Below are 15,656 nucleotides of genomic sequence, written 5' to 3' on the forward strand. Positions count from 1 at the left end.
CGAAAAAAAAGCGCCTTGTAAACTCTACTGTTTACAAGACGCTTCTTCTATGATTATGGAGTGAACCAAGTTGGATTGCTGCCAACCGGCATTGGCAAGGGCTTTGATAGATCATACTTGCCAAAGCTCTCTTGAACTACGTTTTCAAGCCGAACTTGTATGTCATAACCTTTAGCAGTTAGCATGAATCCTTCAATCATTTGATTTACTGCGTTTTGCTCAAATGCATTGACATCCAATTGCTCTTTGAACGTAATGACAGCAATATTATCTTCTACCCGGACTTCATATTCCACATTGTCCGGAACCAATGATTCGAAAATATCACCAGTCACATTTTTCATCGCCGAGAGCCCTTGGGTTACTGTAGCTACAGACTCAATAGACTCTGCAGGAATCAAATAAACCTTACCCGAAGGTGTCGTGTATCTATAATAAGGGAACGGCCTGTTTAATTCTACTGCTTTTGAATCTCCGACACTTGGAAATGAGGTTGGTTTGCCCGTTTCATCAACAAGCTGCAGCTTTTCATATCCCGAAAAAGTTTCTCTCATCGAAGAGAAATAATTATAAACAGTCGAGCTCGACATATCATAATTATGCTCATCCGGAAGTTGATGATGGAGTATGCCATTTCCCTCATATAACCTGCCTTTATACGGATGGTAGTCATCGAAACCAAGTTCCTCTTCCGGAAACTCAGCGGCATATTTATTGTATAGTTCAACCGTTGTCGGATTTCCTTTTGGAAAATCGGATTGAATCAGAGAATCAGGAATCAAAAATGTGATCGGAACGACATATGCAGATTGCTCCAATCCGATTTGAAAAGCTGCAGCGTCATATAACTCGTCTGCTAGTACTACATGGCTTTCAATAGTTTCAAACGACAAAGCTGCTGACTCCTTCGCTTCTGTCGCGCTAAATGTATCCGCTGATTCCTCGGCTGCTTCATTTTCACTGTCAATTGCCCGCTTCATTTCGAAAGAAATAGACTCTGCATCCTCGATCGCCCCTTCATTGTTTTTGAGCATCGAAGGGACAAGCAAACTGAGCAGGAGCAGCGCAGCCGCCGCCACAATAATAGGCATCCATTTCCTCGGTTTCATCCTGCGCGATTTTTTAAGGCGCTGATCCTGTCTAAGGCGTTCCATAATTTGTTCCTTTGAACGGTTATCTTCAATTTTCGGCATTGAATGAAGAAGGCTTTCCAGCTTGTTGTCATCCCATTGATTGTTGGTCATTCATCTTTCCTCCTCTGCCGAAAGAGCATTCAATTTCTTTTGTAGTGCTTTAATTGCACGGTGTTGGGTTGTTTTCACCTTTCCCTCCGTCCAGCCGAGGGTGTCGGCGGTTTCCGCTATGGAGAGCTCTTGGAAAAACCGCAAGATTATTACCATCTTTTGATCGCCGGTGCATGTATCTAAAACTCGCAGCAATTGCCTCATCTCTTCATTTAACGATGCAATTTCTTCAGGAGTGCTTCCTAGTGAGGGCAATTCGCTCTGCTCCCAGTCAAATTTATCGAAATTATGCTTCTGCCGCACATTCTTCTTTCTAAAGTGATCTATCGCAACATTTTTTGCGATGGAGAAGAGCCAGGTCTTTTCAGAGCTCTTCCCTTCAAAACCCGCATATGACTTCAACACTCTGACATACACTTCATGCATAAGATCCTCGGACGAATGTCGATCTCTCGTCAAATAGATGAGGAAATTGAACACATCCTGATGATATTGCTCGTATAGCCTGTGGAAAACGGAGTCATCCACGAAATCCCCCCGTTCATTACATTAGTCGTAATTCAAGATGAAAAGTTTCATCCTACAAATTTTTCATCAAAGCATTTTTATAGCTTTTCCTCATTGAAATCTGCAGGTCCGGCAGGCAATACGCATTTGAAGATCGTTCCGGACGTTTCGCCAAGCTCTGCGGTGATCCTGCCTCCGTGTGAGTCGATAATATTCTTCGCGATTGCAAGACCGAGTCCAGTGCCGCCTTTCCCCCTCGTCCTCGCCTTGTCGGCTTTGTAAAAACGTTCGAAAATGAAAGGCAGATCCTCTTGCGGTATGCCGCTCCCCGTATCAGAAACGGAAATTCCAACCATATCTCCTTTCTTTTCGACACCGACTGTCACTTTTCCTCCATCAGGCGTATGACGGATTGCATTATCGATTAAGTTTGTAAATACTTGCTCCAGGCGATCGTCGTCTGCAAAGAGAATTATCTCTTTATCATCATCGTTAACGTCCAACGTCAGTGCAACATTTGAATCCCGGGCAATTTGCATAAATTTGTTTTGAACTCTATCTAAAAAAGGAATTAAGGGGAAATTCAACTTGTATAAGCGCATATGCCCCGACTCCATACGTGCCAGGTCAAGCAAATCTGTTACGAGACGGCTCATACGCTTCGATTCATCGTGGATAATCTGCACCATTTCATTTCGTTCCTCATCACTCGTCATTACATCATCGATAATCGCCTCACTATATCCTTGCAGTAAGGAAATAGGCGTCCTCAGTTCATGTGATACATTTGCTATGAAATCGGATCTGAGCTTTTCAAGCTTATGCTGTTCGGTCATATCACGCAATACAGCTACTGCTCCACGAATACTGTTTTCACTGTAAAGCGGGCTGATGGAAATGCCATAAAACTGGCCTCCGATTTCAAGTTCATCCTCCACTTCCTCTGCAAACGTTATGGTGTGTTCAAGCATATGAAAAATTTCTTTCGGCAACACTTTGTCATCTGCCCCATTGGCAAAATACCACTTCTGCAATAATCGCTCAGCTTGGGGATTGCTTAGCAGAATCGAATAATCACGATTGAAGGTGATGACCGCATCCGTCATTGATGTGAGAATGCTGGATAACTGTTCCTTTTCTTGTTTAATCAATTCCATCTGGTATTTCAGCTGTCGGCCCATCTGATTAAAAGCGGTCGCAAGTTGACCGATTTCATCATTTTGCATAACGGGAAGACGTGTTTCAAAATTCCCTTTCGACAATTCAAAGGCTGCTTGCTTCATTCCGCGCAATGGCGAAGTGATTTTCGTGGAAAGGAAGAAGGCGAAAATGGTCGTCAATACGAAAGCGATGAAGGCGGATAAGAATACGATATGTGTCGTCCTTTTCGTGGTGCGATGAATAGCATCAAGACTTTGGTACATAACGATGGAGTGCATGTTACCATTAACTTCAGCATACGGATACATGAGGACTAAAAATTTTTCCATGGCGTTCTCTTCAGTAAGAGAAGGAAGAATCTGTTCCTTCACGACCTTTTGATTGATTTCAATATTTGAGAAGAACTTCGGCTCGGATAAGATCTTTTGCTCTATCTTTTCCTGATTCAGCCCCCTATGGAATGAATAATAGACCTTTTTATCCGAGTCAATGATCATCGCATTCGTTTCGTTATCCAATATGTCCTGGATAATGAGTTGCATTGCGGATTCACTTTCGTGGTCTAGAACTATTTTACCGATTGTCGTTGCTTCTCTCCGGAGCGAATCCTCTGCTTGCGTCGTATGAAAATTATCAAGGAATTCAAGCAGAAAAACGGTGACGATAAAAAGGACAAAGGAAACGAGAAGCAATATGGTTGCCCATAGCTTCCCGACGATTGAATGCCATATTCTATTCATTTAAAACACCCTTTCGTAGCGTATCATCATACGTTAAAAACGTTGATGTTATCGCATTTGTTGTATTCACCTTGTTAATATATATCACTGGTTTTAATTTCATTATTGCCGGATTATTGCCCGATAAAAAGTAATATTGTTGATGAAGTCATTGCATTTACATTCACTGATTGATTATACATGACAACCGTATAAAATGATATTCCCCATGTGGAAGAAGGAATATGAAAAAACGCTTTATTTTTATAGTAATTTATTTAAACAGTAGAATGTGTAAATACAGGCATTCACCCCTTTTTTGGGTGTGTGCGGCATGGTGTGTCCGGGGCAAACGCCTATTTACCTTATAACGACAAGTCTGATCAAGCATTTCAAAGCGCAACTAATATAATTAATTCGAAGTTGTAATTTCACTTATTTCACTTCTTAAAAGGTGTGTTTGGCAATCTTATTGATCGAGACACTTCAAACGATTATTTACCTCTTTTTTTCTAAGCTGTTTTTATCAAATAAAGAATAGCCATTTTCACGACTTCCCTTTTTGTGAATATACTAACTCTTTAGTATGATTGAGTAGGGTGATGATTATGATTGAGGGTATAGGAGAAAAACTCAAGAAGCTCCGAAAGGAAAATAAAGACACGTTAAGAGAACTTGCTAACAAGATCAATTACGATTGGAGCAACCTATCAAAGATTGAACGTGGTAAGTACGGAATCACCCCTGATCTACTGAAGGACATCCTTGATGTTTACGGAGTGGATCCTAATGATTTCCTTGGTAATGTCCTAAGAACGACAGATACCGGTGTGTCTCGATACGAAAAAAGGTTTGTTGTCGATGGAATGGAAACTACCGAAAGAGAGATCGCCGACGCAATCCGGTTAATACGTTACTTTCGTTCTGGAGATTGAGGGGCTGCCACCCCTCTTTTTTTATTTATAAAAATGCCTTTACTGTCGATTTGTTAAACTTGATTGGTTTCACTTCTGGAACGGCCATCGAAGCACTCGTCGCCGAGACCGTCACACCTACTGTACGATCCCTTTCAATCAACCGCTTGACGTATTTGGAAAAATATTTGTCCTGCTCCATTGCGAACTCGTGCAAATCGTTCTCATAGTCGTTATCCAAATTGAAGCTGACCGGCTGAATTTTGCGTGTCATCCATACGTCAACCTTGCAAGTTCATAAAATCCTACCGCATTGGCGAACGTAGGTAAATGTATTTGCAATCCATTGTGGGCATTGAGCTGTGGAATTATCGGCTGTACGTCTGTATAATGCTCTGCAAGTAAGGGGATAATGTCACTGGTGATTCCCCCACAGACATAAACAGCATCAGTCTTACGCCATTTGAGTTGCGTGGTAGAGCGTATGGTGGCTCGTGCAATGCCATCGATATTGTCACGCCCACCTGTCGTTTCCACACCGTAATTAAACGTATCTGATGCCGTATTGATGTGCCGATTGTCGGCGATTGTTGCCGCATTGACCGTCCCGCTGCCTATATCGATTATGCGGACCTGACCATTCTTAGGAGCTGACCAAAACGCTCCACTCCCCTCTGCCGCTATCCCGACTTGCTCAATGGAGAAGTGACATTCTTTTCGATTGATCGTGATGATGTGCTCATTTTTCAACATATCTACAAGCTTCTTCTTTTCTGCCGGCTTGTGTGAAACGATTGGCTGCCCTGCCACAATGTTAAAGCGTACGAAGCCAGGGCAATACTTTTGAGTGTAGCGGTAAATGGCGAGCAGCACACGAATCACAGTATCCTCATGAGCCTTACTGTCACCATACATAGCACCGCCACCGAATTGGTCTTCATAGGAAGCTAGAGTACCAGCGAAACCTTTCCGTCCGTTGTACATAAATTCCATGTCATCCTCGCCAAAGTCCTCCTCGATGTTCCGCTCGAACCAATCACAGATCGCCGTTCGGTAGCTATCTACTCCGTATGGTCCCGCAACCTTCGCCCGATAATTCCCCGCATCAATACCCAAATTCAAAACACCCACTTTATCCCCTCCAATTGGTATTACATTTGAAATACATCGGCTGGATATAGGCTGTTTTCGTATTTCACTTGTAATACATCCTACGTTTAAAATGTGGTTAATATGCAACCACTTTTAAGCATAGGATAAAATAAGTCCGCCACACGCCACAGTGTGGTAGGGATAAACCGATGAAATGGGGTTGATAGATGTTTTTTAAAAAGAAAAAAATAAATTCGGATGGAAACGAACGAAAAGAAAGGTCAGACAAGAAAGTTCACGTTGGTCCAACGGTTTCTATTAATCTAAAAAGCGAGATTGAAAGACTGGCGTATATCGCTGACCAGCCAGTAAAATCGATTGCGGAATTTATTTGTTATTACGGGATCCGGCACGCTGACATGTCCCGGTTTTTGGGAGACTATGTGCAAAAAGGCATCCTCCGTGTGAATTCCACTTTGTACATCGGCTCAGATGTGAAACCTAGCTTATCGGAACGTACCGACAGCGACCCGACCGACCGGATCAGCATCCGCTTTCCGCAAGAAGAATATGAAAAGTATATATCTATGCTAGCGTACCATTTAGACGTGTCCCCTACGCGTGCTACAGCAATCTTATTGGAGTATGGTATAAAGCATCATGAAGTGATAGAAACGATCTTAGCGAGGCACAGCAATCGCAACATAGATGAAGTTATGAATCACGAGGAAATGAAAAAATTCATGAAGTATATCAATCGTAACAACCCCTTCAAATCTTCCTGGAACGAAAATCTCCTTCAGTTTATCCACACTACTAAACAAACCACTAAACGCATTCGCAAAAAAATCACTGATAAGATGATCGATAAAGAAACATATAAATGGGATTTGAACGATTTGGATTGAGTATGTCCCTCTATGTATCGGAATATACCACGACTGCCTATGCGGTCGTTTTTTTTCTGCAACAAATAAAAACACTCCATCGATAATGATGGAGTGCCTCTTCCCTTTCCACGGGGAGGATACTAATGTCAATAACAGATTACCATTGACTGATTATTATTTCAACTCTTATTTTCACCTTTGTTCTTGCAGCCATGTACCGAGGAATTCTTCCGCTGCCTTTGAATAGTAATCATTCCTTCTCTTCTTCTCTATACGCATCCGCCTGTTCCTTTTTCTCTTGCGCCTTCCTTGCTACAATGCGCGGAATAGACGTTTTTAAAAAGAAACGGTACATTTCGTGCTGAGTGGTTATTGGGATCTTTCGTTTGCGGGTTGTATCTATCCCGTCACTAGACTTGTCCACTATATTCTAAACCTCCTGGTCCCAAAATAAATCGTTCAATGTACAACCAAAGATTGCAGCCAGTTTAATAGCTTCCCGAAGCGTGAAATCCGCTTTGCCATTTTCCTTCAATGAGTACGTAGCATTGTTGATGTTCAGTATTTTCGCCACATCAACTTGCTTCATCCGAGCTTCTCGGCGTTTAATAAATAGTTGAATATGCATATTTTACCACCCCCAGGAAGATTTTAACACAAAAAAAGAGGAGCCTAAGCCCCTCGTTCTAAATCGTTTCTAGCATCTCAGATAATTCAATTCTTGTTTCTTTTACATTGGCTAACGAATTTCTTAGGAAGTTATTCGCTTCTTCATTACCGTCTTTAAAGTGCAGTCTTCTGACTTGCTTGGCGACATACTTAGTGTTTTCGACCAAATAGTCTGCGCCATCATTGACTGTTTTATATAAATCCGGCGGAAGACGGTTGCTCTTTTTCTTTACCTTTTTTACTATCCGTTCGATCTCCCGAATCTCCCGTGATAGTTCAAGAAGAAAGTAGGCTTTATCCTTGTTCAGAGTTGTCATCGATTCACTCCTTCGCCCTATGGTTACAGCTTTAATGTATCTTCATAACACGAGTATTTACCCGTTTCAGGATCTCTGAATATCGCGGTGTAACAAAATACTTCAGAAACTATGTCCTCGTCATTAATGTTGAGGCCTTTTTGAATTTGGGCAAGTTCCTCTAAACACGCTTCCATATAACCATCTACAACTCCTGGATTGTGGAACTCCACTGTCTTTCTTACTGCCTCCCATTCATCATGAGAAGGTGCAATTGCATAGGTGTTACGTTCATACATGGGAGTTTCACTGTAAGAAACTCCTCCTCCGGAAGCGAAGTTTATGCAGCCTGTCGTTCCGTCTGGATTAAATCCTAGTATCATGACAAGGGTTGGCATATCTTCATCATCAATTGAAGTGAAATGTTCATCAACTTCACCTCTTATTCGGGATACACTTTCCTCGAGCGGCTTTATAAATTCTTTGATATATACAGCTCCCGATTTCTCTAAGTCACTTTGGATGATTTCCCAGATGTTATCTAAACCGCCTCCGCCGAAAATGCAGTAGGGAGAAATACGTTTTAACTTCGATGTTTCGCCAGAAGACTTAAAACTATAATCTTTTTCTCCAAACCTAAATGTGTTTACACGTCTTGTGTCGCTAGTCATTATTTGTAGCACATTGCCTAATGTTACTCCTTGTATCAACGTCATCCAAAAGCCACCTCGTTCACTTTGATTTTCGGCTTAGCATCACACTTCATTGCCAACAGCACCTTTTCCAACTTCTTAGCCCGTTTTTTCGTTTTGGCACTAGATTTTTCGACTGGGGAATTCCGATCTATCGCCTTATCGAAGGCTCGAATCATGTTCAACCCCATCTTTGTTGTCTCTGCTGTAATTTCCGCAGCCTTGGATTTCCATCCATCGATAACACCTTGCGCGGCATCCTTACCGGCATTGTAAAAATTCACAGCGGACTTAGCTACTTCTGCAACTGCCTCAACCAGCATCTTTTTGACGACGCCTGGAAGCTTATTAACGGCGATATCATATCCTCTTACCATTTCACTTGCAGATTTAACGGCATCCCTCTTAAATTGAGTAAACAGAAGTCCGCCATCTATCGCCATTTGTTTAATTGTGGAATATGTCTGCATGGACATTTTCAAAGTTTCTTTACCAACATCAAGTGAGAACTTCTCCCACACTGTTAAAACGCGCCCCAATCGTAATTCGGTTTCCGTGACATACTCATCGCCTTTGTCCTTGGTGATACGGATCACTTCTTCATATTGTCCCTCAGTGGCCTTAATAGTTTCGTCACGGGTATTTTCAGCATCTTTGACCATCGTTTCATACTGTTCTTGCGAAATTTCTTTCGTCTCGTCACGGAGCATTGTGAGCACTTTTAAAGTCTCGTCATATTTCTTTTCGGCTTCATCAATGACAGCTTCTTTCGCTTCGCGGGCACGATTCGCAGTTTCAATTGCTTGTTCCGCATTTATCTTTCCTGACTCCATTTTTATGCGTTCAAGAATAACTTTTTGTTCACGTTCAGTTTCTGATAAATATTCAATCCCTGTTTCCATCATTTCACGCTGAAGTTTTTCCAGTGCAGCATTTTCCTCTTCGGTGGTCTTTCTGCGCTCATTGGATGCGTTCTCTACGATCTTGTTGAATTGCCTTTGCAGAACCTCGACACGCTCTTCACGCTTAGTGTGCCCTTCCACAACGGCATCCAAGATTTGTTGCTGTTCTTCCTCCGCCATGCTTTTGGACTCGGAAATATGTGACTTCAATGTTTCAAGCCTTGAGGCATGATCTTCTTTCATTTCTGATAAAATCGTATCGGCCATTTGACTGAATGTACCAACCATACTCTCAGCCATCTCTTTTGAGACAGTTACACCGCTTGCTTTAAGTAGACCTAACTGGATGGATGCTTCGTCTGTAAGCTTTGTAAATGCTCCTACAGCCTTCTTAGTGTTATCTGATACCGTTTCACCAAAGATATCAATCTCCGGTATGGACGTTTTGTTGAGGATTTTGTACAAGCCATACCCAGCAGCACCGACAGCAGCCAATGCTCCAACTGCTATTGCACCAGGACCCGCAATAGCTCCAAGTGCTCCGACGAGACCTCCTGCACCCCCTATGCCTTTCGCTAGATTGCCGGCGACGAGTAGGGTGCTTCCTAGACCTGTGGTAAGTCTTCCGGTGATGGATAAGACTGGGCCAATAGCGGCCGCAAAACCAGCCATCTTAATAATGTTTTTCTGTTGATTTTTATCAAGAGATGCAAATTTATCGACTAAACCGCCAATTTTCTCCATGCCCTCTTGAGCAAGAGGAATTAAATGTTCACCGAATGCGATCCCTATATCAATGGTACGATTCCACAGTATTTTCATCTGGGATGCTGTTGTCTTGTACCGTTCTTCAGCTTCTTTCGTGAGTGCGTTATTTTCGTCCCAGGCATTATTTGAGAGTTCAACCGCATTCCCGAACAATTCAGCTGCGCCACCGGCACGGAGTAATGAGTCACGTAGACGGATTTCCGTGATGCCCATCTCCTGCAACATATTGATCGCTGAATCCCCGGCATCTTCCGCGTTTGCCAATCCATTAATAAATGCACCAAGGGCACCAATTGCGTCCTTTTCGAATGCTTGCTTAAATTGTTCTCCGGTCATGCCGGCGACTTTAGAAAAGCCTTCCAAGTCAACGCCTGCATTGACTAGAGTTGTGAGCTCTTTCTTCGTCATGCCTAAATCTTCAGCAAGATTACCGAACGCCTTACCACTGTGAGATGCCATCATTTGCAAGTCACGTAATGAGTAACCGGTTTTCTTCGATAGCTCCTGGACTTTAGAAAATCCTGTGGAAGTAGCGACTTGCATGTTTACCATTACACGGGATACGGCTGAGCCCCCCATTTCACTCTCAATTCCCACACTTGAGAGCGCTGCGGCAAGTCCAAGGATATCCGCTTCTGACATTCCAACCTGTGCACCGGCACCGGCTAAGCGGAGAGCCATATCGACTACCTCTTTTTCTGTTGTTGCGAAATTATTTCCTAAAGCAACAACTGAACTTCCTAATCTGTCAAAATCTTGTTGATTCATTTGTGAAATGTTAGCCAGTCTTGCTAGCGATGTAGCAGCTTCCTCTGCCGACATATTAGTCGCGACCCCGAGATCGGTCATTGTCCGGGTAAATCCTAAGATGGCTTCTTTCTTGATTCCGAGTTGTCCCGCCGCTTCAGCTACACCGGCAATTTCAGTAGCCGCCGCCGGAATCTCTTTTGACATGTTACGTATCCCATCAGCGAGGGCAGCGAATTCGGTATCCGTCAAGTCCGTCGTCTTCCTAACCCCAGCCATACTAGACTCAAAATCGACCGCCGCCTTAAATGCAGCTGTACCAAGACCGAGAATTGGAGCCGTGACACTCTTTGTCAGATTGTCTCCAACGTTGGTCATACCCTTTCCAAATGACTGCATCTTTTTCCCGGCGTTCTCCATCTTTTCTCCATATTGAGTCCATGAGGAAGATTGGATTTTCAGTTGCTTATCAACTTCGCTAAGTTCCGTAGATAGCCGGTTATAATTTGCCTGTGCATCATTGACTTTCTTCGCTTGTCGTTCGAGTTGGGCCTCGTTCGCTTTTCCGGATTCAACTAATTCATCGTATTTCTTTCGTTCTTCCGTCAGTTTGATGGATGATGCTTCCACAGAGCGGGAAAGGATATCCTTTTTAGATCGCAATCCATCCAATGACTTTCCATAGTCAGCGCCCATTGCTTTGGCAGCCTTTAATTCAGAACCCATTGAGCGTAGATTCCGGTCAACCTGTGCCATCGATCCGTTAAAATTCGTAGCATCGAGAGAAAGCGAAACGGCCAAGCTCCCTATATTTGTTGTCATTTACTCACCTCTTTTGTTTTTTAGAAGATAGAGTGGGTTTCCCCTCTCACAGTGCCTTAATGTCATCGAAAGAAAGCTTTTTAGGCTGTTCATGGACGATTTTCTCGCTAACCTCAATTTCATAGTCCGTCCCTTCAGTCAACGCAATGTAAGGGTTTTTCCCTATACTCTTAATGTGGTAGATGCCTGGGACGTGACGATCTGCCATGTTTAATACTGCTAGGTTTTTTGTCGATTTTATTCTTTCATCTTCCGATTCATTCGGGTCATCATAGTAGAATGCTCTCGAGCCTTTGAACGGATATCTATCTAGCTTTAGATTTTTCTCGAATTCCGTTTTATTTTTAGGGATTGGTCCGCCATCACGTCCATGTATAGCGAAGAACGCTATTGCTTGATCTGTGATTGGTTTTACTTGATAGGGATAACTGAACAATACATTGTGACATTCTAATTCTGCTACTTGTCGCTCAAATGCTCGCATTATTTTTTACCTCGTTTCAAGAATGATAGTAATCCAGTTGTCTCAATGGGTACGGTTATTTTCCCAAGCTCATCAGCTGCTTTTTGTACATCTTGAAGTGCAATGCCAGCTCTTGGCCGATATTCCTTTTTACTGAACGGTTTCAACCTTTGAGAAACAGGCATGACCGCCTTTTCTCCGATTTCAGCATCCAATATGATATCAATTTGATTCGAAACTTCTTCCATTGCTTCTAATTCGTTAATGCTGTTGAGTAATGGAATTAGCGTTTCTTTCATGTAGCCGATTTGTTCAGTCAATTGCCCTTTCAGCTCATTCAGTTTTTCGACACGCTGCAGTTCTTCGACTTTCAAGTTTCTTTGAATCTTTTCTCTATGTTCAGCAGGAACAGCAGGTTCTGTTAGTTGGTTGAAACGAATTTTATTCGCGAGTTTCTTTTCTTCTTGTTCAAGAAATTCGTATTCCTCCGGTGTTTTCGCCTTTTCCTTTTGGTTCTTGATCAACTGCAAAAGGTCATACGATTTGATTTTCTTTTCCAATTCTTGCTCCCGATCCAGTACCAGTTGAATGGCCTTCTTGGATTCGATGAAATAATCATTCACGTTGATAGTTTCCATGTACATCTCTCCTCTTTTTTTATAGAACTCTAAAGAATCTAGCAAGTGGTCCTTTTTCATGACCATACTTCGACTTATTTAAGAACTTTCTAGCTTCACGAATAAGAGTTTCAGCTTCTTCTCTTTCGGCATTCGTATAATTTTTCTTTTTGTTCAATTGAACGAGTCTGTTATAAACTTTGTTGGCTCGGTTTTGTTCAGCTTCAGTTAATCCTTTCATGCTTTTCACCGCCTTTCGTACCCCCCGTCTTTGAATTACGCCTCTTTTTAAAACAATTTCTTACCGGTTGTGGCTAACGGAAAAAATATATTCCTCAAAAACTCGCGTGAATAGTTTGGTAAAATTTCCTAGCACCCCCCCCCCTACGCGTGAGGTTGTGAATAAATCTAAAGAGTCGAGGCCCCAACCGGTGTGGAGAATTGTTTGAAATTGCCAAACAATTTGATGGGGGGTGTCTATAGGTTTGTCATGTCGCTTCCCGAATTTCCTGTATACGTTTTTCGAATTCTGTCTGCATTGCTTCCTGCTTCTCTTGATGAGCCTGATACTCTTCCGGTGTCAGCTTCACGAAACGTCCATTGATTAGATACGACTGCACATCCGTATGATCAAGCAGCACTTTCACTTTGTACTTGTCCATAAAGTCCTTACGGTGAATCTTGAAAGCTTCCCTAGCTCTTTCATTGCTTTCCATATCCATCATGAATTCTTCGTGTTCTATCCGCTTTTGAAGACGGACGAGTATACCAAATATGATTCGCGGCTCAACATACTTTTTCTTCTGGAAGTAACGGATCATGATAGGCCTGTCCTTCTCACGTGCCCATGCTAGCAAGTCGTTCCATCTGAAGTGCTTCTCGTATTCCTGCTGCACCTTTTTGTCATAGCGTTCCTTTGCTTCAATGATGCGGATCGCCTGATTATCCACCTTCGCGCTATGCATGACCGGATTGTTGTAGTCCAAATTAACACTTGGATACACAATAGATTCATAGAGTTCTTCGAAGAATTCAGACCTAAGTTTCTCCATTCGCTTTGCTCTTGTCAGTGCTTGCGCCAAGTGAAACACTTGCCATTTAACCAAGCCGTACCCATCTGTATCGTGTTGCATGTCACCACCTCCATAGGTCTGCGAACTTTTACGCAACCTGCTCAGTTTTGAGCTGACCTGTTACTCATGCTCTTTTATTTTGAAAACGAATACATATGACATTCCATCTTCTGTTTCAGTAACGTGGGAAGTAACGCTCAATATCTCATCCTTGTTATAGTTGCACTCTGCTATGAAACTTCTCAGTCCTTCATTCGCTTCAGCTTGGGAATACCATCCTTTTACAACCATTTGAAAGTCGTTCATATCACACCTCCTTTTTCTGTGACTGACTGAGACTGACTGTGACTGGAATATTTTTCTCGGTCACATCCCTAAACACTACAACCACAAGGGATTGCTCCCCATTTGTGACTGAGACTGACTGTGACCGAAACTTTTAACCTTTATTTCTTAAATACTTGTTTCAAATTCTAAATAGTTTTTAATAAATTTCAGTCTCACAGTCACAAAACATCTACAACAGTTGTTGTTATGGTGTTTGTAGGTGAGACTGAAAAATAAATCTCGGTCTCATTCCAGTCACTCAGTCACACGTTTATAGGTTCTTTGCTGTTTGGTTTGGTCAGGGAAACCTATGTACAGCTCGTCCAGGTCTCCTAGAGGTTCTTTTAGCTCCATATAATGAAACCTTTTCCGAGAATCTTCCCACGCATCAGCTAGATGGGATCTAAACTGTTTGTGGAAATGTCTGTCTGAGGCATACTTATAACCATTTTCATTACAAAACCTTTTATAGAAGCCGTATACAACGTACATGGGGACTTCATCAATCTCCCATTCATCGAAAACGGATAATTTGAAATCAAGTATTGGGTCGTTGTCTTGCTTGAACACTTCCAATTCACGCTTGGAGGCTTCAGGGATTTTAAAACGGTCAAAGTCCATATGGATTGCTTTACGTAAAACATATTGCAGAACTCGTTCATCGCACACATATTCATCTTTGATTTTGAAGTTTTCAGTGCTGCCATTAAAATCTGCATTGAAGGGAACAATGATAATTCGTCTAATCGTTCCGTTCGTTTTGTTTCTGAACTTCGGCATACCGTTAGTCGATTGAATGACACTGCACTTGAAAGCTGTGGTGTATAACGGCTTATGTTTGAATTCGACTTGTACGCGATCACCCGTCACTACGCTGTTAAAATTGGAAGAATCATCGATGTACACGTTAGCAGGTACGTCGTCACCAATAACTGCGGTTTTCCCTTCCAGTGCGCTTAACCTAAACTGTTGATCAAATTCATTCACTTTCAAAGAAGCGATATTATGGACACCGATGAGATTGATGATGAGCTCCTGGAACGTCCCCTTCCCGTTGTTACCGTCACCCACTAGGAAGATTGCTTTTCTACGAGTAAAGTTTCCATTAAGAGAATCATTGATCACTTGCCATAACAGGTGAATAATCTCCTGATCTCCACAAGCTATGGAGTTCAACCAACTTTCCACATCCCAACCATCTATGACTGGATTCGTTATCTCCGGATCGTAGGACGTGGATATTTTGGTAGTGAAAACATAATCGGGAGTAAATGGCTCCAATTGTTTCGTTTCAAGGTTGAATACTCCGTTCTGCACTGGAATTAAATGTCTTGATTCCGTTTCCTCTCGAATCTCCGCCTTATTTGTCAGATAGTAGATGACATCCTCGGCTTTCGCATTGTTCAATTTAGGTTCTAGCCATGAAATCACACGCTTTATAACTGTAGTATTTCGGGTATAAACACCTTCATCCGGCTGGTACATTGCTAATCTTGTATTCTCTTCTGAATCGAATAGAGCAAAATTGACATATTCGGGGAGGATAGATGCGCACATTGCCGGACTGAGCGTGGTAGGCGTTTTTGGTCTCCTCCCGAAAGATCCGTTCTTTTTCCATTCCTCCAGTTGTTCCTCAGCTAATTTTTCAAGTTCTTCTTTACGTCTTTCTCTCAAACGATCTTGAAGATTAGCAGTTAGCGAATCTTTTATTTCCCTTAATTCCTCAACTAGCGAATAAATTTCCGCTCCCATT

17 protein-coding genes and 1 pseudogene are annotated in these 15,656 nt (G+C 42.3%); 2 read left to right on the top strand and 16 right to left on the bottom strand.

Annotated features, from left to right (window positions below; genetic code table 11):
• Window positions 1–53: 53 nt before the first annotated feature.
• The 3 genes from M3152_RS08290 to M3152_RS08300 form a co-directional block, all read right to left on the bottom strand.
• Complete coding sequence (locus M3152_RS08290; RefSeq protein WP_251694677.1) at window positions 54–1,244, bottom strand: hypothetical protein; 1,191 nt, start codon at window positions 1,242–1,244, stop codon at window positions 54–56.
• Window positions 1,245–1,772, bottom strand: a complete 528-nt coding sequence (gene sigX / locus M3152_RS08295) for an RNA polymerase sigma factor SigX (protein ID WP_251694678.1) — start codon at window positions 1,770–1,772, stop codon at window positions 1,245–1,247.
• Window positions 1,773–1,849: 77 nt separating this feature from the next.
• Window positions 1,850–3,652 carry an ATP-binding protein gene (locus tag M3152_RS08300; protein WP_251694679.1) on the bottom strand — a complete coding sequence of 601 codons (1,803 nt, stop codon included), beginning with the start codon at window positions 3,650–3,652 and terminating at the stop codon, window positions 1,850–1,852.
• Window positions 3,653–4,239: 587 nt separating this feature from the next.
• Here M3152_RS08300 and M3152_RS08305 point away from each other — a divergent pair.
• The gene (locus M3152_RS08305) at window positions 4,240–4,566 is read left to right on the top strand and encodes a helix-turn-helix domain-containing protein (protein ID WP_251694680.1); all 327 of its coding nucleotides are present in this window, start codon (window positions 4,240–4,242) and stop codon (window positions 4,564–4,566) included.
• 25 nt (window positions 4,567–4,591) lie between these two features.
• Here M3152_RS08305 and M3152_RS08310 read toward each other — a convergent pair whose 3' ends face one another.
• Entirely contained in the window at window positions 4,592–4,819 is a 228-nt protein-coding gene (locus tag M3152_RS08310) for a hypothetical protein (protein ID WP_251694681.1), read from the bottom strand.
• On the bottom strand, window positions 4,816–5,676 hold the full coding sequence (locus M3152_RS08315) for a ParM/StbA family protein (protein ID WP_251694682.1): 861 nt from the start codon (window positions 5,674–5,676) through the stop codon (window positions 4,816–4,818). Before M3152_RS08315 ends, M3152_RS08310 begins: the two co-directional genes overlap by 4 nt.
• Window positions 5,677–5,864: 188 nt before the next feature.
• Between M3152_RS08315 and M3152_RS08320 the strand changes: the two genes are divergently transcribed.
• On the top strand, window positions 5,865–6,545 hold the full coding sequence (locus M3152_RS08320; RefSeq protein ID WP_251694683.1) for a hypothetical protein: 681 nt from the start codon (window positions 5,865–5,867) through the stop codon (window positions 6,543–6,545).
• 232 nt (window positions 6,546–6,777) lie between these two features.
• Here M3152_RS08320 and M3152_RS08325 read toward each other — a convergent pair whose 3' ends face one another.
• From M3152_RS08325 to M3152_RS08375, 11 genes and pseudogenes are all read right to left on the bottom strand, one after another.
• A complete protein-coding gene (locus M3152_RS08325; protein ID WP_251694684.1) occupies window positions 6,778–6,951 on the bottom strand; it encodes a hypothetical protein in 174 nt (57 codons plus the stop codon).
• Window positions 6,952–6,957: 6 nt separating this feature from the next.
• Window positions 6,958–7,155 (bottom strand): helix-turn-helix transcriptional regulator, encoded by a 198-nt coding sequence (locus M3152_RS08330; RefSeq protein ID WP_251694685.1) that lies wholly within the window; start codon window positions 7,153–7,155, stop codon window positions 6,958–6,960.
• 58 nt (window positions 7,156–7,213) lie between these two features.
• The gene (locus M3152_RS08335; protein ID WP_251694686.1) at window positions 7,214–7,513 is read right to left on the bottom strand and encodes a hypothetical protein; all 300 of its coding nucleotides are present in this window, start codon (window positions 7,511–7,513) and stop codon (window positions 7,214–7,216) included.
• A 23-nt stretch (window positions 7,514–7,536) separates the two neighbouring features.
• Window positions 7,537–8,208 (bottom strand): hypothetical protein, encoded by a 672-nt coding sequence (locus M3152_RS08340; RefSeq protein WP_251694687.1) that lies wholly within the window; start codon window positions 8,206–8,208, stop codon window positions 7,537–7,539.
• Window positions 8,205–11,423, bottom strand: coding sequence for a phage tail tape measure protein (locus M3152_RS08345; protein WP_251694688.1), 3,219 nt, complete (start codon window positions 11,421–11,423; stop codon window positions 8,205–8,207). Before M3152_RS08345 ends, M3152_RS08340 begins: the two co-directional genes overlap by 4 nt.
• 46 nt (window positions 11,424–11,469) lie before the next feature.
• The gene (locus M3152_RS08350; protein WP_251694689.1) at window positions 11,470–11,907 is read right to left on the bottom strand and encodes a hypothetical protein; all 438 of its coding nucleotides are present in this window, start codon (window positions 11,905–11,907) and stop codon (window positions 11,470–11,472) included.
• Window positions 11,907–12,524 (bottom strand): hypothetical protein, encoded by a 618-nt coding sequence (locus tag M3152_RS08355; protein WP_251694690.1) that lies wholly within the window; start codon window positions 12,522–12,524, stop codon window positions 11,907–11,909. The genes M3152_RS08350 and M3152_RS08355 overlap by 1 nt, the downstream gene beginning before the upstream one ends.
• A 19-nt stretch (window positions 12,525–12,543) precedes the next feature.
• On the bottom strand, window positions 12,544–12,744 hold the full coding sequence (locus M3152_RS08360; RefSeq protein WP_251694691.1) for a hypothetical protein: 201 nt from the start codon (window positions 12,742–12,744) through the stop codon (window positions 12,544–12,546).
• A 247-nt stretch (window positions 12,745–12,991) separates the two neighbouring features.
• The gene (locus M3152_RS08365; protein ID WP_251694692.1) at window positions 12,992–13,636 is read right to left on the bottom strand and encodes a hypothetical protein; all 645 of its coding nucleotides are present in this window, start codon (window positions 13,634–13,636) and stop codon (window positions 12,992–12,994) included.
• 60 nt (window positions 13,637–13,696) lie between these two features.
• On the bottom strand, window positions 13,697–13,882 hold the full coding sequence (locus M3152_RS08370) for a hypothetical protein (RefSeq protein ID WP_251694693.1): 186 nt from the start codon (window positions 13,880–13,882) through the stop codon (window positions 13,697–13,699).
• A gap of 276 nt (window positions 13,883–14,158) precedes the next feature.
• A pseudogene (locus M3152_RS08375) lies at window positions 14,159–15,568 on the bottom strand (phage/plasmid primase, P4 family); the annotation flags it as partial.
• Between the last annotated feature and the right edge of the window lie 88 nt (window positions 15,569–15,656).

Origin of the sequence: Sporosarcina luteola, from assembly GCF_023715245.1 — a bacterium.
GTDB lineage: Bacteria > Bacillota > Bacilli > Bacillales_A > Planococcaceae > Sporosarcina > Sporosarcina luteola_C.